Genomic DNA, 20,324 nt, shown 5'->3' with positions numbered 1-20,324 from the left:
CCCCGCAACGCCCGCCGCAAGACCGTCATGGCCGGTGCGGCCGTCCTCCTGAGCGTCGGCGGTGTCGCCGTGGGCGCCACCTCCGCCATGGCGGCCCCGTCCGCCGCGCCGACGTCCGCCGGCGGCAGTGCCCAGGACACGGCCAGGCAGATGATCGGTGACGAGGCGCAGTTCCAGTGCTTCAGCAACATCGTCAGCCACGAGAGCGGCTGGAACCCGAGCGCGACCAACGCCTCCTCCGGCGCCTACGGCCTGGTCCAGGCCCTGCCCGGTTCGAAGATGTCGTCCGCCGGCTCCGACTGGCAGACCAACGCCTCCACCCAGATCAAGTGGGGCATGGACTACATGAACTCCCGCTACGGCAGCCCGTGCGGCGCCTGGTCGTTCTGGCAGGCCAACAGCTGGTACTGAGCCGGCCCGGACTCCGTCCGCGTATGACCGACAACCCCGACCGCGACGCGGCCGGGGTTGTCGGCGTGCGGGCCGGGGATCAGCGCCGGGCCCCTTCGGCGTCGAACCAGCGCACGATCTGCGGACCCGACTTCAGGTAGGTCTCGTTGTGGGTGGTCGATCCCTGGTCGATCACCGGCGCCTTCACCCCCCGCCGCGCCAGATCGGCTGCGCAGCTGCGGGCGTTGGCGATGGGCACGTCGGTGTCGCCGGAGGAGGAGTAGAGCCGTACCGGGACGTCCGGCTTCCAGGCGCAGTTGCCGTCCTGGGCGCGGTACGCGGCGAGCAGGGCACCGGTCGGGTGCTGGAGCTTCTGGTAGTAGTCGTCGGTGACCAGTTCCTTCAGCGTCGCGGGGAGGGACATGAAGATCTCCTCCTCCGTGTGGTTCGTGTCGAAGAGGCTCTCGACGATGTCCGCGTACGGCTTCCGGAAGGCTTCGGAAGGGTCCTTCCAGAGCGGGTGGATACGGTTCTGCGTAGTGAGGAAGTACGTCATGTAGAAGATGCCGCTGGTGTCGTTGATGCTGCCGTCGAACAGTCCGGGCGCCTCGGCGTGCTCGATGTCGTACGGCCCCGAGACGGGGGCCAGTGCCCGCAGGGTGAAGCTTCGGTCGGCGCCGCCGCCGAGCGCCTTGCCCAGTGCCATGGCCACCTGGCCACCCTGCGAGAAGCCGCTCGCGTACACGTCGCCGGTGAGCGGGCGGCCCAGCCGCTGGGCGGCGGTGCGCGAGGCGCGGAGCATGTCGAGGGATGCCGTGACGGCGGACCCGGTGTCCATGTACGGGTGGAATCCGGGGCCCTTGCCCAGGCCGAGGTAGTCCGGTGCGGCGACCGCCCGCCCGGCCGATGCCTGGAGGTAGGGGGCGTAGCGGCCGAAGTCCTCGCCGACCGAGGGGGCGTCGTCCCGGTTGACCATGGTGCCGTGGGTGTCGGAGACCAGGTCCAGCCGGTGGGCGCCGCCCTCGGGGAGCACGAAGAGGCCGGTGGCGGTGGTGGGTGCGCCCTGCGGGGTGACGGTGCGGTAGGTGAGGCGGTAGGCGCGGACGCCGTGTCTGACGGTGCCGGTGTCCATGCCCGCCGTGCCGAGGAAGTCCGCGACGTCGGCCCGGCCGAGGCGGGCCACCGGGGTGAGGGCGAGGAGTCCGCCGCGTTCGTCGTGCCGGGCGGCGGGTGTGGACGTGTGGTGTGCCGACGCCTGGCGGCCGGGCTCTGCGTGCCCGGCCGCCGCGGCGGGAACCGTACCCAGTGCGGCGAGGACCACCACGGTGGCGGCTGCCAGGAGGCGTCGAGTGGCGGTCGTCCGGGCGGAGTTGCTCGCGTTGTTTTCCATGTCCATGAATCTAGGCAACCGCGACGGTCGCCAACATCCGCGTATACCCCCGGACATGGGTGTACCTGACGACACCATCGGGGTGGGGTTCCCCCGGGGGCGTTACAGCCGCTGGATGATCGTTCCGGTCGCCAGCGCTCCGCCCGCGCACATGGTGATCAGCGCGAACTCCTTGTCCCTGCGTTCGAGTTCGTGCAGGGCCGTGGTGATCAGCCTGGCCCCGGTGGCGCCGACCGGGTGGCCGAGCGCGATGGCGCCGCCGTTCACGTTGACCTTCGCGAGCCCGTCGAGGTCCCGTTCGAAGACCTGGGCCCAGCTCAGCACGACCGAGGCGAAGGCCTCGTTGATCTCCACGATGTCGATGTCCTTGAGCGACATCCCGGCCTTGCCGAGCACGGCACGGGTGGCGTCCACGGGGCCGTCGAGGTGGAAGTGCGGGTCGGAGCCGACGAGTGCCTGGGCCACGATCCGGGCCCTCGGCTTGAGCTTGAGGGCCCGCGCCATGCGCTTGGAGGCCCACATGATCGCGCAGGCGCCGTCGGATATCTGCGAGGAGTTGCCCGCGGTGTGGATGGCGGTGGGCATCACGGGCTTGAGCCCGGCGAGCCCCTCCATCGAGGTGTCGCGCAGCCCCTCGTCGCGGTCGACCAGCCGCCACATGCCCTGTCCGGCGGCCTGTTCCTCCTCCGTGGTGGGCACCTGGACCGCGTAGGTCTCGCGTTTGAAGCGCTCCTCCGCCCAGGCGGCGGCCGCCCGCTCCTGGGAGAGGAGGCCGAGCGAGTCCACGTCGTCACGGGTGAGGCCGCGCTTGCGGGCGATGCGCTCCGCGGCCTCGAACTGGTTGGGCAGGTCGACGTTCCACTCGTCGGGCCACGGCTTGCCCGGTCCGTGCTTGGAGCCGCTGCCGAGCGGCACCCGTGACATCGCCTCGACCCCGCAGCTGATGCCGACGTCGATCACCCCGGCCGCGATCATGTTGGCGACCATGTGGGAGGCCTGCTGCGAGGAGCCGCACTGGCAGTCCACGGTCGTCGCGGCGGTCTCGTACGGGAGCCCCACGGTGAGCCAGGCGTTGCGCGCGGGGTTCATGGACTGCTCGCCGGCGTGGGTGACGGTGCCGCCGACGATCTGTTCGACGCAGTCGGCGTGGATGCCGGTCCGGCCGAGAAGTTCACGGTAGGTCTCACCCAGCAGATAGGCGGGGTGCAGATTGGCGAGCGCGCCTGCGCGCCTGCCGATGGGGGTGCGTACGGCTTCGACGATGACGGGTTCCGCGGCCATGAGCTCGTCCTCTCCTCGCACTTCCGCAGAGGCGTCCCGGCGCCCACGGAAGGAACTAGTACGCGTTCTAGTTCTTCGTGCAGTCTTATGAGGATTACCCTCGGTACGCAAGGGGCTTGCACGGACCTTGCCCATGCTTCACCGTCAGCACCCATCACAAACCGGCCTGGTTCACGGACGCTTCACGCAACAGATCGGGCCATGCCTCTTGTCAGTTGTAGAACTCGTTACTACCTTTCGGGCAACTTCTGATGGGTCGTCAGACGAAGCTCGGGCGGCTCTCGGACCGACCTGGCGTTCTTGACCTGGAGCTGCCGATGCCCTGCCCCCATCTGCCCGAAGGGTTCGACTTCACCGATCCCGACCTGCTCCAATCACGTGTTCCTCACCCGGAGTTCGCCCTGATGCGGGAGACCGCGCCGGTCTGGTGGTGCACCCAGCCCGCCGGCATCTCCGGCTTCGACGACGAGGGTTACTGGGTCGTCAGCCGGCACGCGGACGTCAAGTACGTGTCGACCCATCCCGAGCTGTTCTCGTCGAACACCAACACCGCGGTGATCCGCTTCAACGAGACGATCAGCCGCGACCAGATCGATGTCCAGAAGCTGATCATGCTGAACATGGACCCGCCCGAGCACACCCGGGTCCGCCAGATCGTCCAGCGCGGTTTCACCCCGCGCGCCGTCCGCTCCCTCGAAAAGGCGCTGCGCGGCCGGGCGCGCTCGATCGTGGAGACGGCGCAGGCCGGCGCGGACGAAGACGGCTCGTTCGACTTCGTCAACAACATCGCCGTCGAACTGCCCCTCCAGGCCATCGCCGAGCTGATCGGCGTACCGCAGGAGGACCGGAGCCGGATCTTCGACTGGTCCAACAAGATGGCCTCTTACGACGATCCGGAGTACGCGATCACCGAGGAGATCGGTGCGGAGGCGGCCATGGAGCTGGTCTCGTACTCGATGAACCTCGCGGCGGCGCGCAAGGAGTGCCCGGCCAAGGACATCGTCTCCCAGCTGGTCGCCGCGGAAGGCGAGGGCAACCTGCTGTCCGACGAGTTCGGCTTCTTCGTCATCCTGCTCGCCGTGGCCGGAAACGAGACCACCCGCAACGCGATCAGCCACGGCATGCACGCCTTCCTCACCCACCCCGAGCAGTGGGAGCTGTACAAGCGCGAGCGGCCGGAGACGACCGCGGAGGAGATCGTCCGCTGGGCGACCCCCGTGGTCTCCTTCCAGCGGACCGCCACCCAGGACCTCGAACTGGGCGGACAGCAGATCAAGAAGGGCGACCGGGTCGGGCTGTTCTACTCCTCGGCCAATAACGACCCCGAGGTCTTCGAGAGCCCGGAGAAGTTCGACATCACCCGCGACCCCAATCCGCACCTCGGCTTCGGCGGCGGCGGCCCGCACTTCTGCCTGGGCAAGTCCCTCGCCGTCATGGAGATCAACCTGATCTTCAACGCCATCGCGGACGTCCTGCCCGACCTGCGACTGGTGAGCGACCCTCGGCGGCTGCGCTCCGCCTGGCTCAACGGCATCAAGCAACTCCAGGTGAGCAGCACGAACGCCTGAGCGCCGCCTGTCGCCCGGACCGTCCCGAACGTCCGTCCCGAATGTCCGTCCGGCACCCGTCCGGCACCCCGCGCGGGTGCCGGACGGACGTGCTGAGCCGTTGGGCCGCCGGGCGGCTACGGCTTTCCGGCCACCGCTTCACCGTCCACCTTCGGCGGCGGTTCCGGCCGCGCGGCCTTCCCGGCCTTCGCGGCCCCGGCCGCCCTCAGGGGCTCCCGGTCCATGGCCGCCGGCCGCTGGAGCCGGCGCGGTCCGGACAGCGCGTAGGTCAGCCCGAAGCCGAGCGCGACCACCGCCGCCCCGCCCACCGCGTCGAGCACCCAGTGGTTGCCCGTCGCGATGATCGCGGAGACCGTGAACAGCGGGTGCAGCACCCCGAGGAGCTTCATCCAGACCTTCGGGGCGAGCATCACGATCACCACACCGCACCACAGCGACCAGCCGAAGTGCAGCGAGGGCATCGCGGCGTACTGGTTGGTCACGCCCGTCAGCGTGCCGTAGTCGGGCTTCGCGAAGTCCTGGACGCCGTGGACGGTGTCGATGAAGCCGAGTCCCGGCATCAGCCGCGGCGGGGCCAGCGGGTAGAGCCAGAACCCGACCAGGGCCAGGACCGTGGCGAAGCCGATGGAGCTGCGGACCCAGCGGTAGTCCGTAGGGCGGCGCACGTACAGCACCGCGAGGATCGACAGCGGCACGATGAAGTGGAACGTCGAGTAGTAGTAGTCGAAGAAGTCCCGCAGCCAGCCGACCTTGACCACCGCGTGGTTGGCCCAGTGCTCCATGTCGATGTGCAGCCACTGCTCGGCCGCGTGGATCTGCCGGCCGTGGTGCTCGGCGGTGGCACGGCCTGCCGTCGCGGCCAGCCTGACGTGCTGGTAGGCCGAGTAGACGACCCTGATCAGCAGGAGTTCCAGCAGCAGGTTGGGCCGGCTGAGCACCCGCCGCCAGAACGGCAGCAGCGGCACCCGGCTCCAGCGGGCCGGGACGGGGGCCGCGTGGTCGGTGGGGACCGGCTGCAGCCAGTAGGGCGAGGTGCGCGGCAGGAACGGAGCGACGCACGCGGCCCCGAGCGCGGCGATCAGCAGTACGTTGTCGCGCACCGGGAACATCGACTCGATGTTCGGCAGCAGCATCTTGCCGGGCAGCGTGACCACCAGGACCACGACGGCCGGCCACACCATCCGGTCCGAGGCCCGGGTGCCGACCCGGCCGACCACCGCGAGCAGCACCCACAGCAGCTGGTGCTGCCAGGCGGTCGGTGAGACGGCGACGACGACACAGCCGGTGACGGCCACCGCGAGCAGCAGCTGACCGTCGCGCGCGTACCGTGCGGCGCGGCGCAGACCGAGGAAGCAGACCGCCGCCGCGAGCACCAGGAAGAGCGCGATCTCCAGCGGGCCGGCCAGTCCGAACCGGAGCAGCGCGCCGTGCAGCGACTGGTTGGCGAGGCTGTCGGCCTGGTCGCCGAGGCCTGCCCCGGCGACGTGGTGCACCCAGTACGTCCACGAGTCGTGCGGCATCGCCGCCCAGGCCAGTGCGGTGCAGGCGGCGAACGCGGCGCCGCCGGTCAGCGCCGCCCGGCGTCTCCCGGTCAGCCAGAGCAGCGCGGCGAACAGCAGCACGGTCGGCTGGAGCGCGGCCGCGATGCCGATCAGGACGCCGGAGGCGCGCTCGCCACGGACCACGAAGCAGCCGACGAGCACCAGGAGGACCGGCAGGATGCTGGTCTGGCCCAGGTAGAGGGCGTTGCGGACCGGCAGCGAGAGCATCAGCAGGGTGATCGCGACGGGTGCGGCGAACAGCGCCGTGCGTCTCTTGACCGGTCCGGGCAGGGCGCGCGCCACGATGACGCCGAGGGCGGCGACGAGCAGCAGGGAACCGAAGGTCCAGGCGACGCCGAGGCTCTGTTCGGCGGTCCGGGTGAGCGGTTTCAGCACCAGACCGGCGAAGGGGGTGCCGGTGAACCGGTCGGTGTCGTACAGCGAGCCCGTCACATGAAGCACACCGTTCTCACCGGTCCAGGTGTCCAGATCGGTGAGCCGTTCGCCAGGCGGCTGCCGCAGCACCACCGCCATCTGCCGTACGGCCAACGCGGCCACAACCAGCCAGAGAACAGCTCGGGCCGCCCCGGTCCTCGTCCCTGCCGTCGCCTCTCCGCGCACACTGTGCTCCGCATTCGCCACGCTGCGCCGACCCTCCTGCCGTCTTGTGCCGACCCTAGATCCGGGCATGCTGTGAAACCTTCGCATTGCGCTATGAGGTAGACACAATCAACCCCCTCTTCGCCTGACTGTCATCCGGCTTTTGTCCGAAAGAATGTCCGGCGGCCCGGCCGGTCCGGGCCCGGACGGCCGGAACCGGCGGGCCCGCCCCCACGTCTGAGCCCGTGACCAGGGCCTACGGCGGCCCTCAAGGGGGAGGAGCCGCGATGCGGTGGACGGGGACGGACCAAGGGGTACGGGCCGGAAAGCGGGCCTGGGCGGTCCGCGCGCTGTCACTCGTCATGATGCTGGTGTCGTTGCAGATCGGCTCGTTGATCGCACCGGCGTACGCCTGCGGCTGCGGGGCGATGGTGGTGGACCGGAACAGCCAGGTCTCGGTGGACCGGGAGACCTCCGTGGTCAGCTGGTCGGGCGGCGCCGAGCAGATCGTGATGCAGCTCACCGTCCGGGGGAACGCGCCGGAGGCGGCGTGGATCATGCCGGTGCCGCACCGCGCCACGGTCGGGCTGGGTGACGCCTCGCTCTTCTCCGAGCTCGAAACCCTCACCGCGCCGGTCCACGAGACCAGGCACTACTTCTGGCCACGCGCCGATGACTGGCCGTTCGGCGGTTCGGGCAGCGCGTCGGGGGACTCCGGCGCCGCCCCCTCGGCCGAGGCGCCGGTCGGGGTGGTGGGCCGGGAGCGGCTCGGGCCGTTCGACGTGGCCCGGCTGACCGCGACCGATCCGACCGCCCTGGAGGGCTGGCTGACGGAGAACGGCTTCGAGCTCCCGGACCGGCTGTCGACGGCGCTGCGGCCCTATGTCGAGCAGAAGTGGGAGTACGTGGCGATCCGCCTCGCCCCGCGCGAGAAGGGCGGTCCGCTGCTCGGCCGGCTCGACCCGCTGCGGCTGCATTTCGCCAGCGAAGAGCCGGTCTACCCGATGCGGCTGTCCCGGCTCGCCACGACACCGCAGTCGCTGGGGCTGTACGTGCTGGCGGCGCACCGCATGGAGCCGCGCGGCCGGATCGGCGGGCTGGAGCCGGAGGTGACCTACGCGGAGCCGGTCGACACCGGACGGGACGGCGGCGCGTACCCGGCGCTCGGCGAGCTGACGGGCGGGAAGCCGGTGTTCCTCACCGCGATCAGCCAGTCGTTCCCCCGGCCGGAGCGGATCGACGGTGACCACGAGCTACGGGCGACGGCCGCCGACACCCCGTACCGGACCACGTACTACCGGGACGAGCTGCTGACCGTGGGTCCGGTTCCGGCCTGGGTGCTGACGCTGCTCGGTGCCGTGGCGGTGGCGGTCGCGGCGGTGCTGCTGGTGGCGCGCTCGCGGCGGCGGCGACCGGTGGCACCGCCGCCGCCGGTCATGGCGCCGCCACCGCTGCGGTGAGCGCCGGGCTCAGCCCTCCACCGGGGTGTCCGCCTGCCAGCCCGTGAAGAGCGGTACCTCACCGCCGCCGTCGAGGACCACGATCCCGAACGGGCGGTCGAAGGCGATGCGCAGGAAGCGCTGGTGCACGGGCGCCGCGCCCGCCGGTGCGGCGAGGACGGTCACCGCCGCCGCCTCCACGCCCGCCTCCGCGACCTTCACCACGGCCTCCTGCACCACCTGGGAGATCCTGAGCGGCTCGGGCGACAGCCAGCCGAAGTCGGCGGCTCCCCCCGTCGCGACCCGGATCCCGAGCGCCGCCAGCTGCTCGGTCACCTGAACGTTCGTACGCAGGGTGAACCGCGGAACCTCGATACTCAGGACGTCCGTGTCCAGCGGGGTGCGCAGCGGCTGCGGCGCCCAGGCCGCGGGCAGAACGTCGGCCGCCCCCGCGCCCGGCTCCCCCAGCACCAGCCGGACCCGGGCCGGGGCGCCGCCGGGGCGCTCGGCGCGGCAGCGCAGCTCGACGACCTGGGTGCCGCGCACCGTCCAGCCGTCCCAGGGATCGCGCTCCGCGCACATGGTCGGCACCGCGCGGCTCACCCCGGCCGCGTCGGTGAACGGCAGGTCGCGGGTGTCCTCCGGATCGAACGGCTCGTCCCACCGCGCCTTCAGCGCCAGTACGTTGACGAGCACCAGCAGCATCTCGTCGCTGATGTCCAGCGGCAGCCGCTCGATCAGGCCGCCGGTGGCCTCCCGTACCCAGGCGTCGATCCCGGTGGCGTCCATCGGCCCGAACCCGATGTCCGCCAGCGCCTCCCGGTACTCCCGGTAGACCGGCACCCGGGTCCACACCCGCGTCGCCACCCCGAGCGCGTCGGTGGCCGCGAGCTCGCGCACCCCGGCCGTCACCGCGTCCGCCGCCTGCCGCTCCGCCACCCCGAGCACCGTCCGCAGTTCGTCGGCGGTCTCCCCGCGCGCGCCCGCCGCGACCACGGCCAGGGCCAGCCAGAGCCCGGCCGGCGAGCACACGAAGCTCCCGCCGCCGGGCGCCGCCAGCTCCCGTATCCACCGCTCGCCGAGCCGCTGGACCGCCCCGGCCCCCGTCGTCGATACCGTCTCCCGCGTCACCGATGCCCCCTGCACTCAAATCGCTTTCCGCGCGGCTGCGCGGAAGACAGAATGGCCCAATGCCGTGGACCGTGACGCCCGAACGCTTCGACTCCCCTGACGCCGCCCTGCTGCGCCGGGACTACTACGACGAGGTCGCCAGCCGATACTGGGAGCGGCCCGCGACCGCCGAGGAGATCGACGAGGGGCTCACCGACGACGGTGCCGCGCTGCTGACCCCGCCGACCGGCGAGTTCGTCGTCGGCCGGTTCGACGGGAAGGCGGCGGCCTGTGCCGGGCTGATCGTGAAGGGGACGGCGGACGGGGCGGCCGGGCCCGGCGAGGTCGCGGAACTCACCCGGGTGTTCGTACGCCCGGAGGTGCGCGGCACGGGCGGTGGCGGGCTGCTGCTCGCGGCGATCGAGGACCGGGCGCGGGCCCTGGGCGTCCGGCTGATCCGGCTCGACACCCGTAACGACCTGGTCGAGGCGCGCGGGCTGTACGCGAAGCACGGCTATCTGGAGGTCCCGGCGTTCCACCACCGCATGTACGCGGAGCACTGGTTCGCCAAGGAGCTCGGCGCCACCGTGTGAGGGCCCGCGCGCTCAGGCCTGGTGGTCGCGCCTCGGCTCCGGGCTGTGCGGCCGTTCCCTGCTCGATCCGCTCGTCTCGGCCGTCAGCTCCGAGACCAGGGCGACCAGGTCGGTCGGCCGGTCCGGCCCCCACCAGTCGCCGAGCAGCTCCGCCAGGGACTCCTCCCGGGCGTGCGAGAGCTTCACGACGGCCTCCGCGCCGGGCTCTGTGAGCACCAGCTGCATGCCCACCCGGCGGGCCAGCCCGCGTTCCTCCAGCTGCCGGCCCGCCTCGCTGATCACCCGCAGCGGCACCGGAGCGACCTCGGCGAGCCGGGAGGGCTCCACGGTGCCGTGGCGTTTGATGCGCAGCAGCATCCAGCTCGCGGCGGGCAGCAGGTCGAGCCCGGCCTTCTCGGTGATCTTCACGTAGACCTCGCGGCGCCCCTCCCTGGTGGCCAGTACCGAGAGTGCGCGGGCGCATTCGTCGTACGAGGACCGCTCGACCGGGTTCGACGCCAGGGTCTCGCTGGGGTCGGGAGCGGTCACAGAGCCCCGCAGCTTGTCCTCCTTGAGCAGCCAGGCGAAGACGAAGGCGATCAGGACGACGGGGGCCGCGTACAGGAACACGTCGGTGATCGACGTCGAGTACGCGTGGACCACCGGCCCCCGGAGCGCGGGCGGCAGCTGGCCGAGGGCGCGCGGGTCGGCGGACAGGCTGTCCGCGCTGACCCCGGGCGGCAGGGGCCTCCCTCTGAGCGCCGCACCGAGCTTGTCGGTGAGCCGGTTGGTGAAGATGGTGCCGAAGATGGCGACACCGAACGAGGCGCCGATGGAACGGAAGAAGGTCGCCCCGGAGGTGGCGACGCCCAGGTCCTGGTAGCTCACGGCGTTCTGCACGATCAGCACGAGCACCTGCATCACCAGGCCGAGTCCCGCACCGAAGACGAAGAAGTAGAGGCTCATCTCCAGGGTGCTGCTGGACTCCGTGAGCCGGTGCAGGAGCAGCAGGCCGATCGCCGTGATGCCGGTGCCGAGGATCGGGAAGACCTTCCAGCGGCCCGTCCGGCTGACGATCTGGCCGGACCCGGTCGAGGTGAGGAGCAGGCCGAACACCATCGGGAGCATGTGGACACCGGACATCGTCGGCGAGATGTCGTGCACCACCTGGAGGAAGGTCGGCAGGTAGGTCATCGCGCCGAACATCGCGAAGCCGATGACGAAGCTGATCACGGCGACGAGGCTGAAGGTCCTGATCCGGAACAGCTTCAGCGGCAGTACGGGTTCGGCGGCGCGCCGTTCCACGTACACGAAGGCGACCAGCAGCAGCACGCTGAGCACGGCGAGGCCGATGATCTGCGCCGAGCCCCAGGGCCAGGTGGTGCCGCCGAGCGAGGCGACCAGGACCAGGCAGGTGGCGACCGAGGCGATGAGGAAGGTGCCCAGGTAGTCGATGGTGTGCTTCGTCCGGCGGACCGGGATGTGCAGCACGGCGGCGATCACGGCGAGGGCGATGACGCCGATGGGGAGGTTGATGTAGAAGACCCAGCGCCAGCTGAGCTGCTCGGTGAAGAAGCCGCCGAGCAGCGGCCCGAGCACGCTCGTCATGCCGAACACCGCTCCGAAGAGGCCCTGGTACTTGCCTCGTTCGCGCGGCGGGACGATGTCTCCGACGATCGCCATCGACAACACGATCAGACCGCCACCGCCGAGTCCCTGGAGGGCGCGGAACCCGATCAGCTGAGGCATGTTCTGGGCGATGCCGCAGAGCGCGGAGCCGATCAGGAAGATGACGATGGCGATCTGGAAGAGCCGTTTGCGCCCGTACTGGTCACCGAGCTTGCCCCAGAGCGGGGTCGCGGCGGTCGACGCCAGCAGGTAGGCCGTGACCACCCATGACAGGTGCTCCAGACCGCCGAGGTCGCTGACGATGGTCGGCAGCGCGGTGGAGACGATGGTCTGGTCGAGTGCGGCGAGCAGCATGCCGAGCAGCAGGGCGCCGATCGCCACCAGGACCGACCGGGTGGAGCGGTTTTCGCCCGGGGCCGGGGCCGGGGGGCTCAGCTGCTGGGCCATGTGACATCTCCTCGGATCCGCTGGACACCCATCCTGGCCGCTTTGTGCCGTTATGGCCTGCCGAGGGGCCGCACGATTGGGCTTCCCGGCGGCGGGCTGCATAATCGCAGGCAGTTCAAGGGGAGGGGACCCACAATGACCGGACATATCTGCCCGGAGTGCGGTACGGACAGCAGACCCGGCACCGGACCCGGCTGCGGCTGCGCGCCCCGGGGCGGCGCCGGGCAGCCGTGGGACGACGGTCAGCGGCCCGTCACGCGGGAGCAGCGGGCGGCCGAACAGCACCGCGTCGTCCAGGAGCACCACGCGGGGCGCTCGGCCGAGTTCGCGGCGGCGGAGGACTTCGACCCGCTGCGCATCCGGCCGTACGTGACGCTGGGGGGCGAGGAGACGACGGAGGCCGAGGCGACGGCGGGGGCCGAGGCGACGACGGGGGTCGAGGAGACGGCGGCCGGCCGGGGCGGCTCGACGGGGTACCCGGCGGAGGGCTCGGCGGGGTACCCGGCGGAGGGCCATGCGGGGGACGCGGCCACCACGATGCCTCTGTTCCTGGACCCGGCGGGGCCCGGCCCACTGCGCACTCCGGGCACTCAGGGCACTCCGGACGACCACCCGGGCACCCCGGCCCCGACCGCCGGCCCGGACCCGGTGCGGCCGCGCCGCCGCAGCCCCTTCGCGGCGCTGGCCGCGGGGGCGGCCGTCGCCGCGGTGGTGGGCACGGCGGCGTTCCTCGGCGGGCTGTTCAACGGGGACGGCAACGGGGACGCCGATCTGGACCCGGTCCTGCCCTCCACCGTGACCAGCCTCCCCGAGGAGAGCGCCGCGCCGTCACCCTCGACGACGGCGTCCGCCTCCGCGTCGCCGTCCCGGTCCGCCCCGGCGTCACCGTCCGCCTCCACCGGCGCGTCCGCGCCCGCCTCGGCATCCGGATCCGGGTCACCGTCGGCGAGCACCTCCGCGTCCGCGTCAGCGTCCACCGGCCCCTCGGCCCCGGCCACCGCATCCTCCCCCGCGTCCACCGGAGACGCGGCGGACACCGACGGCACCGAACCGGCGGCCCCGCCCGCGCTGTCGGCGGAGGGCGGCACGCTGCGCCGCGGCGACCACGGCCCGGAGGTGGCCGAGCTGCAGCGCCGGCTCCAGGAGATCGGGCTGTTCATGAGCACGGCCGACGCCGACTACACGGACCGCGTGGAGGACGCCGTGCACCGCTACCAGCGGTACATGTACATCCAGGGCGACGACGACGGGGTCTACGGGCCGAACACCCGACGGGCCCTGGAGGCGATCACGACGGGCCGCGGACGCTACTGACCCGCCTCCCGCGCCCCGGGGCGCTACTGACCCGCCTCCCGCACCCCGCCCCCGCCCCGCTCCGGCCGCTCCTCGGTCCCGCTCCCGCCAGGGATTGGCTTTCCCCGGCAGGTTTTTGTATCGTGATGGAACAAAGTGGCCCCCAAACGCACTCCCTGACCGGCGGGCGGGGGCCGCTTGTTCTCTTTCCCGGGGCCTCACGCGCCCCGCACCGTCACCCCGCCTGGAGCCCGCCCATGCCGGCCACCGTCCTGTCCGCCCGCGCCCTCCTGCTCGACATGGACGGCACCCTGGTGAACTCCGACGCCGTCGTCGAGCGCTGCTGGCGGCGCTGGGCGCTGCGGCACGGACTGGACCCGGAGGCCGCGCTCAAGGTGGTCCACGGCCGGCAGGGGTACGCCACCATGGCGGTGCTCCTCCCGGACCGCCCGGTGGAGCAGAACTACGCGGACAACCGGGTGATGCTCGCGGAGGAGACCGCCGACACCGACGGCGTCGTCCCGGTCGGCGGCGCCGGCGTCTTCATGGACGCGATCGCCGCGCTCCCGCACGCCCTGGTCACCTCGGCCGACCAGGCGCTGGCCCAGGCCCGGATGACCGCGGCCGGGCTGCGGATGCCCGAGCTGAAGGTGACCGCCGAGAGCGTGGGCGCCAGCAAGCCGGACCCGGAGGGCTTCCTCAAGGGCGCCGCCGGGCTGGGCTTCGATCCGGCGGACTGCATCGTCTTCGAGGACTCGGAGGCGGGCATCGCGGCCGGCCGGGCGGCGGGCATGCGCGTCGTGGGCGTGGGCCCGCGCGCGGCGGCACTCTCCCCGGACGCGCACGTCGAGGACCTGACGCGGATCCGGGTCGAGGCGGCGGCCGACGGATCGGTCCTGCTGCACATCAGCGCCCGGTAACCCGCACCCCCCGCACCGTCACGGCGCCCCTGCCCCGTCACGGTGCAGCCGCCCCCGCGCCACCAGTTCCAGCACGGTCGCGACGGCCGCTGCCTGTACGGCCATCAGCGCCACCAGCACGAACAGTTGCACGGCGCCCGCCTGTACGGGTGAGGCGCCGCCGAGCAGCATGCCGACGAACGCCCCGGGCAGCGTGACGAGTCCGACCGTCCGGGTCTGGTCGAGCCCCGGCAGCAGCGCGTCCGACGCGGCGGGCCGGGCGATCTCCAGCCGCGCGTCACGGTCCGGGAGGCCGAGCGCCATCGCCGCCTCCACCTCCCCGTGCCGGGTCGCCAGCTCGTCGAGCGCCCGCCGCCCGCCGAGCACCGTCGCGGTCAGCGCGCCACCGATCAGGATGCCGGTCACCGGGATCAGCGCGATGCCGCGGACCGGCACGAGCCCGGTGAGCAGCAGCGCCGCGACCACCGGCACGACCCCCGCCCCGATCGGCACGGCCACCCACCGCCAACTGCGGTTTCCGGTGACGCGATGACCCGCCGTCCACACCGCGACACCGAACATCAACGCGATGAACGCGAAGGTCGGCGCGAAGGCGTGCACCACCCAGCCGATGAGCGAGGAGACCGCGGCGAGTTGCACCGCGGCCCGCAGCCCGGCCAGGACGATCTGCCGCGACCGGCCGAGTGAGGCGAGAGCGGCGATGCCGGCGGCCGCCGCGAGCAGCAGGGCGAGTACGACTCCGAGCGTGATGTTGACCGGTAGCAGCACGTGGCCACCCTAACGAGCCGGCGCACGACGACGAGTGCGGTTCGGGCGCTCCGCCTCCGGCGCGGACCTGCCGTCCCATCAGTTCCGTACGCCCGCGCACTCACTTGCGTACGCCCCCGCACCCCGGCCCTCTTCGTCAGAACCCTTGATGTGACGTGCGCATGTCGCCACTCTGTTACCTGGCGCCCACCCCACGGAAACCTGGCGCCGCCACGATGGCCGGGCCGTTCCGCACGACCGGGCCAAGGTCCCCCCACATCAAGGGAGTTCGCATGTCAGGTGTCTACGCGCGTCGCATAGCCGTCCTCGCCGCATCCGCCGCCCTCGCCGCAACCACCGGGCTGCTCACGGCTCCCAGCGCCCAGGCCGCCATGCCCACGCCGGTGGCCGCGTCCACCGCCCGCACCTATCTGAGCCAGCTGACCGTGCAGGCGGAGGGCTCCTCCGACGGTTACAGCAGGGACAAGTTCCCGCACTGGATCACCCAGTCCGGCGCCTGCGACACCCGCGAAGTGGTCCTGAAGCGGGACGGCACGAACGTCACGCAGAACTCCAGCTGCAGCGCCGTCAGCGGCAGTTGGTACTCGGAGTACGACGGGGCCACCTGGACCGCCGCCTCCGATCTGGACATCGACCACATGGTCCCGCTGGCCGAGGCCTGGCGGTCCGGCGCATCGAGCTGGACCACCGCCCAACGACAGGCGTACGCCAACGACCTGACGCGCCCCCAGCTCATCGCCGTCACCGACAACGTCAACCAGTCCAAGGGCGACAAGGACCCGGCCAAGTGGCTCCCTTCGCGCGCCGCGTACAAGTGCACGTACGCACGCGCCTGGGTGCACGTGAAGCACTACTACGACCTGACCGTCGACTCGGCCGAGAAGACCGCGTTGCAATCCGCACTCAACGGCTGCTGAGACCGGTCGCGGGGACATGTCGTTCGCGGTCGGCGGCGAGCCGCCGACCGCGAACCCTGCCAGCCGCCGACCGCCAAGTAGGGCAGCGCGGACTCCCGTTCATAGCCGATGGGATTCTTGAAGCCGCAGATGCCACCCGGACGTGAGCAGCCCACCCAACTCCGCTATTCAGGCGCCTTCCTGCCTCCGTCACCGTCTGAGACCCACGGGTCAGCGGAAGTCAGTCGGGCAGTCGGCGTCGGCTACTCCTGGCAGCGTGCGAATGATCCGGTCACGCGTCGCCGGGATCTCCTGCCCCTGGAAGGGGAAGGTGGTAGCGATCTGGTCTCGGTTCGACGGGATCACCATGAGTACATGGTCGCCCCGCCCATGAGCCTCTTCCGGGTCTCTCACGGTGGGGTCGGCCAGGTCGAAGGTGGTTGTGCCGGGTCCTGTCCTGGGCTTGAGCCATCGGTCCACCGACATAGTCACCCGCACACGCGCCTTGCCTGCGGGGCGGACATCTTTCAGCGTGCCCTCGACGATGATCTTCGAGCACGCCAGGAGCTCGGGGAATTTCTGTCCGCGAGTCGTCCCGTCGTCAAGGGGAGCGGAAGAGCCACCGCTCGTGGCCACCGCAACCCCGATGACAAGAGCGGCCGCGCAGGCAGCTCCCGCGGTCAAGAGGACCGCTCGCCCCCTCCTCCGTTCCGGCCGGGAGTACACGACTCTCCGCCGCCCCGTTCCCTGCCCAGATTCTTCGGCAGAGTCCGGGCCGGCCGCCTCTTCACCGATGAGCGCGAACGCTCGGCGAAGCTGGTTCTCCTCGTCCTCAGTCGGTCGAGTCATCGTGGATCACCTTCGTGTCGCTGAGTTGTGTGCGCAGTGCGTCCACGGCCGTATGCAGACGGCTTTTGACCGTGCCTTCGGGTATGTCCATCACCTCAGCGATGGAACGCACCGTCAGGTCGGAGTAGTAGCGCAGGGTCAGCAGTTGTCGTTGCTGGGCAGGCAAGCGGGCGAGGCCGGCGGCTACTGCCAGTGCGAGGGTTCGCTGTTCGTCCTCCTGCTCCGTAGCCGGTCGTCTCGCCCAGCGGGCGGCGAGGCGCTCCCGCAGCCCGCCGTCCCGCTTTCCCGAACGGTGCCAGTCCGCTGCGACGCGGGAGGCGACGACGCTGCTCCACGCGGACGGATTGCGGACCGCTGCGCGCCCAGGATCGGCCTGTTGCTCCAGCATCTTCAGCCGGACCTCCTGCACCCCGTCGTCCAGGTGGTCCCAAGGCACGCCTCCCAGGGCCAGGACCGCCCGCACGCGTGATACGTCAATGTCGTCGCCGGGCCGTTCATGCCCCTCCGCAGGTCGAGGGGCGCCGGGCGTCACAGGCGTCGAGCTCGCAGCGGCATGGGGTGTGCGGCGTCCTCTCATGAACCATCCCTTCTGAGTGGTCCTGCTATGACGGACGAGCCGCCGGAAACGTTCAGGAAGAGAGGCGGCCCCGGAGAAGTGCTCTCCGGGGCCCGTGCATGCCCGGTGACGGAGCCCGGACTCCCGGCGTCCTGCTGTCAGCCGCAGGTATCCCGCGGTTGCGTCCGAGATGTCTTCGCAAGCGCCTGCGGCACAGGCGGGCTTCTCCGCCTTCCCGGTGCGTGCCCGGGTCGGCAACAGCTGTGCTGCCGTCGGCGGTGACCTTCTTGTAGCGCGGGAAGTCCCGCTCGGCAATGTCCAAGGGCGACAAGGACCCGGCCAAGTGGCTCCCTTCGCGCGCCGCGTACAAGTGCACGTACGCACGCGCCTGGGTGCACGTGAAGCACTACTACGACCTGACGGTCGACTCGGCCGAGAAGACCGCGTTGCAGTCCGCACTCAACGGCTGCTGAACGATCACTGAACGGCGGCCGGCCCGCTGATCCGCGACTCCGGAACCGCCCCGCACTCCCCCGTCGTTCCGTACGGTACGAACCCGCCGTACGAACACCCCGTACGGAACCGTCCGTACGGAACGACGCGAGGAGCACCACATGACTGCCGGGCTGCGCCTGGGACCGCTACTGCGGTACGTCGACTGGGAGACCGCCTCCACCGCCACCGTCTGGGTGGAGGCGGACCGGCCGTGCACGGCCGTGATCCGGTGCGCGGACGGGGCCTCCGGCTCGTCCCCGACCTTCGCGGTCTCCGGCCACCACTACGCCCTGGTGGTGGTGACCGGGCTGACCCCCGGCTCCACCACGGAGTACGAGGTACTGCTCGACGACCACCGGGTGTGGCCGCCGGAGAACCACGGCTTCCCGGCGAGCACGATCACCACCCCGCCGATATCCACCGGCGGCGACGAAGCCGGTGAGGACGGTGAGGGCGCCGGGACGCCGACGGTCCGGATCGCGTTCGGCTCCTGCCGCTGGGCGGCTCCCCCCGCCGGCGGACACGCGCCGGTCCGGTCCGACCCGGTCGGGCCGGACGCCCTGGACACCCTCGCCGCCCGCCTCGCCGCGGACCCCGACGCCGTACGCCCCGATGTCCTGCTGCTCCTGGGCGACCAGGTGTACGCGGACGAGACCTCGAAGGAGACCCGGCAGCGGCTCGCGGCGCGACGCGATCTGGACGAGCCGCCGGGAGCGGAGGTCGCGGACTACGACGAGTACACCTGTCTGTACGACGAGTCATGGCGCGATCCCGAGGTCCGCTGGCTGCTCTCCACGGTCCCCAGCTGCATGATCTTCGACGACCACGAAGTCATCGACGACTGGAACACCAGCGCCGCCTGGCTCACCGAGATCCGCTCCACCCCCTGGTGGCACGAGCGGATCGTCAGCGGACTGATGTCGTACTGGGTCTATCAGCACCTCGGCAACCTCTCCCCCGCCGAACTGGCCGCTGACCCGCTCTACGCGGCGGTGCACGCCACCCCGGACGGCACGGAGGAGGTCCGCCGGTTCGCGGCCGAGGCGGACGCGGACCCCACCCGTACCCGCTGGAGCTACCGACGCATTTTCGGCCGAGTACGGCTGCTCATGGTGGACAGCCGCGCGGCCCGGGTGCTCGACGAATCGCGGCGGGCGATGATCCATCCCGAGGAGATGCGGTGGCTGCGCGAGGAGATGCTTTCGGGGCCCGGTTCCTTCGACCATGTCCTGATCGGCACATCGCTCCCGTGGCTGCTGCCTCCATTGGTACACGACGCGGAGCAGTGGAGCTCGGCGCTCTGCCGGGGTGAGCGGGGCGGCCCCGACGGCCGTTGGGCGCGGGTCGGCGAATACCTGCGGCAGCGCGCCGACCTGGAGCATTGGGCGGCCTTTCCCGATTCGTTCGGGCAGTTGACGGAGCTGATCCGGGAGGTGGGCAGCGGCCCGGACGCCCCGGCGACGGTATGTGTGCTCTCGGGCGATGTGCACCATGCGTACATCGCGGAACCCGCCTGGCCCGCCGGGACCCCTGACGGTGCGCCGACGGCCCGCGTCCTGCAACTGACCTGCTCTCCCGTGCACAACTCGATCCCGGGCCCGCTCAAGGCCTTCTTCCGTTTCGGCTGGAGCAGGGCGGGGCGGCGGTTCGGACGGCTGCTGGCCCGGCACGGGCGCACTGGTACAGCTCCGGTCCAGTGGCACAAGACGGACGGGCCACGGTTCGGCAATCAGCTGATGACACTTACGTTGCATGGCCGGAAAGCTGCGCTGTCATTGGTTCAGGCCAAGTCGAAGAGGACAGGGCCCCAGCTCCAGACGGTATTTGATCGCTCGCTTACCAATGAGGGGCCATCGACTTTCAGCCAGTCAACTAAACGTTGAACTTGCAAGTAATGATGAGGTCTACCTAACCTGTGGTGCTCAGTCGGTTCACGTCCCCACTAGACCGAAGGAGCCTCCCCCCATGTACTCACGTCTGAATCAGGCCCAGCCCTACGCTCTCGCGCTCTTCCGAATCGTCGTAGGCCTGCTCTTCGCCTGCCACGGTGCCGCCTCGATCTTCGGCGTCCTGGGCGGCGCCATGGGCGGTGGATCCATACCCGCCGGCACCTGGCCAGGGTGGTACGCGGCGGTCATCCAGCTCGTCGGCGGCGGGCTCGTGGCACTGGGCCTCGGCACCCGCGTCGCGGCCCTGGTCTCGTCCGGCTCCATGGCGTACGCGTACTTCAGCGTCCACCAGTCGGGGGCGCTCTTCCCGCTGCAGAACGGCGGCGAGCCCTCCGCCGTCTACAGCTGGGTGTTCCTGCTGCTCGTCTTCACGGGTCCCGGCGCCCTGGCCCTGGACCGGCTGTTCACCGCCCGCTCCGCTCCCCTGCCCGCCGAGGAGCGCGCACCCGAACCGGCCGCCCCGGTCGCCGTCTGACCCGGACGGCCGGCCGGACAGCCTCGGGTACGCCGGGAATGCCGCTTCCAGGCGTACCCGGGGCCGTCCGGCGGGACTCGCACCTCGATCGCGCGCCGAGACACCCGCGAGTGAGGGCCGAGGCTCATGTGACATACACATGGGGTGCCCAACATC

18 protein-coding genes are annotated in these 20,324 nt (G+C 71.2%); 10 read left to right on the top strand and 8 right to left on the bottom strand.

The genetic code is table 11. The annotated features are described in order from the left end of the window. The first annotated feature begins 27 nt into the window (after nt 1-27). Nucleotides 28-411 carry an aggregation-promoting factor C-terminal-like domain-containing protein gene (locus ACZ601_RS10240; protein WP_451313657.1) on the top strand — a complete coding sequence of 128 codons (384 nt, stop codon included), beginning with the start codon at nt 28-30 and terminating at the stop codon, nt 409-411. Between the two features lie 79 nt (nt 412-490). Here ACZ601_RS10240 and ACZ601_RS10235 read toward each other — a convergent pair whose 3' ends face one another. Both ACZ601_RS10235 and ACZ601_RS10230 read right to left on the bottom strand, forming a co-directional pair. Continuing rightward, nucleotides 491-1,786 (bottom strand): alpha/beta hydrolase family protein, encoded by a 1,296-nt coding sequence (locus ACZ601_RS10235; protein ID WP_469535411.1) that lies wholly within the window; start codon nt 1,784-1,786, stop codon nt 491-493. Between the two features lie 96 nt (nt 1,787-1,882). Continuing rightward, nucleotides 1,883-3,061: a steroid 3-ketoacyl-CoA thiolase gene (locus tag ACZ601_RS10230; protein ID WP_440575911.1), complete on the bottom strand. Its 1,179-nt coding sequence runs from the start codon at nt 3,059-3,061 to the stop codon at nt 1,883-1,885. A 317-nt stretch (nt 3,062-3,378) separates the two neighbouring features. Between ACZ601_RS10230 and ACZ601_RS10225 the strand changes: the two genes are divergently transcribed. After that, complete coding sequence (locus ACZ601_RS10225) at nt 3,379-4,629, top strand: cytochrome P450 (protein WP_440575912.1); 1,251 nt, start codon at nt 3,379-3,381, stop codon at nt 4,627-4,629. Nucleotides 4,630-4,745: 116 nt separating this feature from the next. Here the strand turns inward: ACZ601_RS10225 and ACZ601_RS10220 are convergent, their stop codons facing one another. Beyond that, nucleotides 4,746-6,860 (bottom strand): bifunctional glycosyltransferase 87/phosphatase PAP2 family protein, encoded by a 2,115-nt coding sequence (locus ACZ601_RS10220; RefSeq protein ID WP_469535407.1) that lies wholly within the window; start codon nt 6,858-6,860, stop codon nt 4,746-4,748. A gap of 275 nt (nt 6,861-7,135) precedes the next feature. Between ACZ601_RS10220 and ACZ601_RS10215 the strand changes: the two genes are divergently transcribed. Then, nucleotides 7,136-8,230, top strand: a complete 1,095-nt coding sequence (locus ACZ601_RS10215; RefSeq protein WP_469536446.1) for a DUF2330 domain-containing protein — start codon at nt 7,136-7,138, stop codon at nt 8,228-8,230. Nucleotides 8,231-8,239: 9 nt separating this feature from the next. Here the strand turns inward: ACZ601_RS10215 and ACZ601_RS10210 are convergent, their stop codons facing one another. Next, entirely contained in the window at nt 8,240-9,340 is a 1,101-nt protein-coding gene (locus ACZ601_RS10210) for a serpin family protein (protein ID WP_469535405.1), read from the bottom strand. 59 nt (nt 9,341-9,399) lie between these two features. Here ACZ601_RS10210 and ACZ601_RS10205 point away from each other — a divergent pair, with 59 nt between their 5' ends. Then, on the top strand, nt 9,400-9,912 hold the full coding sequence (locus ACZ601_RS10205; protein WP_469535402.1) for a GNAT family N-acetyltransferase: 513 nt from the start codon (nt 9,400-9,402) through the stop codon (nt 9,910-9,912). Nucleotides 9,913-9,924: 12 nt separating this feature from the next. Here the strand turns inward: ACZ601_RS10205 and ACZ601_RS10200 are convergent, their stop codons facing one another. Further along, nucleotides 9,925-11,967, bottom strand: a complete 2,043-nt coding sequence (locus ACZ601_RS10200) for an MDR family MFS transporter (RefSeq protein ID WP_469535397.1) — start codon at nt 11,965-11,967, stop codon at nt 9,925-9,927. Between the two features lie 135 nt (nt 11,968-12,102). Between ACZ601_RS10200 and ACZ601_RS10195 the strand changes: the two genes are divergently transcribed. Both ACZ601_RS10195 and ACZ601_RS10190 read left to right on the top strand, forming a co-directional pair. Then, nucleotides 12,103-13,281, top strand: a complete 1,179-nt coding sequence (locus ACZ601_RS10195) for a peptidoglycan-binding domain-containing protein (protein ID WP_469535394.1) — start codon at nt 12,103-12,105, stop codon at nt 13,279-13,281. 236 nt (nt 13,282-13,517) lie between these two features. Beyond that, nucleotides 13,518-14,180, top strand: coding sequence for an HAD-IA family hydrolase (locus tag ACZ601_RS10190; protein WP_469535391.1), 663 nt, complete (start codon nt 13,518-13,520; stop codon nt 14,178-14,180). 18 nt (nt 14,181-14,198) lie between these two features. On the opposite strand, the gene ACZ601_RS10185 is transcribed toward ACZ601_RS10190, so the two are convergent. Further along, nucleotides 14,199-14,948, bottom strand: coding sequence for an ABC transporter permease (locus ACZ601_RS10185; RefSeq protein WP_469535388.1), 750 nt, complete (start codon nt 14,946-14,948; stop codon nt 14,199-14,201). 272 nt (nt 14,949-15,220) lie between these two features. Here ACZ601_RS10185 and ACZ601_RS10180 point away from each other — a divergent pair, with 272 nt between their 5' ends. Further along, nucleotides 15,221-15,865, top strand: a complete 645-nt coding sequence (locus ACZ601_RS10180) for an HNH endonuclease family protein (RefSeq protein WP_469535385.1) — start codon at nt 15,221-15,223, stop codon at nt 15,863-15,865. 210 nt (nt 15,866-16,075) lie between these two features. Here the strand turns inward: ACZ601_RS10180 and ACZ601_RS10175 are convergent, their stop codons facing one another. After that, a complete protein-coding gene (locus tag ACZ601_RS10175; RefSeq protein ID WP_469535382.1) occupies nt 16,076-16,693 on the bottom strand; it encodes a hypothetical protein in 618 nt (205 codons plus the stop codon). Next, nucleotides 16,677-17,270 (bottom strand): RNA polymerase sigma factor, encoded by a 594-nt coding sequence (locus ACZ601_RS10170; RefSeq protein ID WP_469535379.1) that lies wholly within the window; start codon nt 17,268-17,270, stop codon nt 16,677-16,679. The genes ACZ601_RS10175 and ACZ601_RS10170 overlap by 17 nt, the downstream gene beginning before the upstream one ends. A gap of 293 nt (nt 17,271-17,563) precedes the next feature. Between ACZ601_RS10170 and ACZ601_RS10165 the strand changes: the two genes are divergently transcribed. The 3 genes from ACZ601_RS10165 to ACZ601_RS10155 all read left to right on the top strand — a co-directional run bounded on the left by ACZ601_RS10165 (nt 17,564) and on the right by ACZ601_RS10155 (nt 20,168). Further along, the gene (locus tag ACZ601_RS10165) at nt 17,564-17,722 is read left to right on the top strand and encodes a hypothetical protein (RefSeq protein WP_469536519.1); all 159 of its coding nucleotides are present in this window, start codon (nt 17,564-17,566) and stop codon (nt 17,720-17,722) included. A gap of 141 nt (nt 17,723-17,863) precedes the next feature. Further along, on the top strand, nt 17,864-19,627 hold the full coding sequence (locus ACZ601_RS10160) for an alkaline phosphatase D family protein (protein ID WP_469535376.1): 1,764 nt from the start codon (nt 17,864-17,866) through the stop codon (nt 19,625-19,627). An 82-nt stretch (nt 19,628-19,709) separates the two neighbouring features. Further along, nucleotides 19,710-20,168, top strand: a complete 459-nt coding sequence (locus ACZ601_RS10155) for a DoxX family protein (protein WP_440576389.1) — start codon at nt 19,710-19,712, stop codon at nt 20,166-20,168. Nucleotides 20,169-20,324 lie beyond the last annotated feature (156 nt).

Source organism: Streptomyces sp. NPDC104307, from assembly GCF_055584045.1.
Note: the sequence above shows the minus strand (reverse complement) of the source record. Positions and strands in the feature narration are given on the sequence as shown.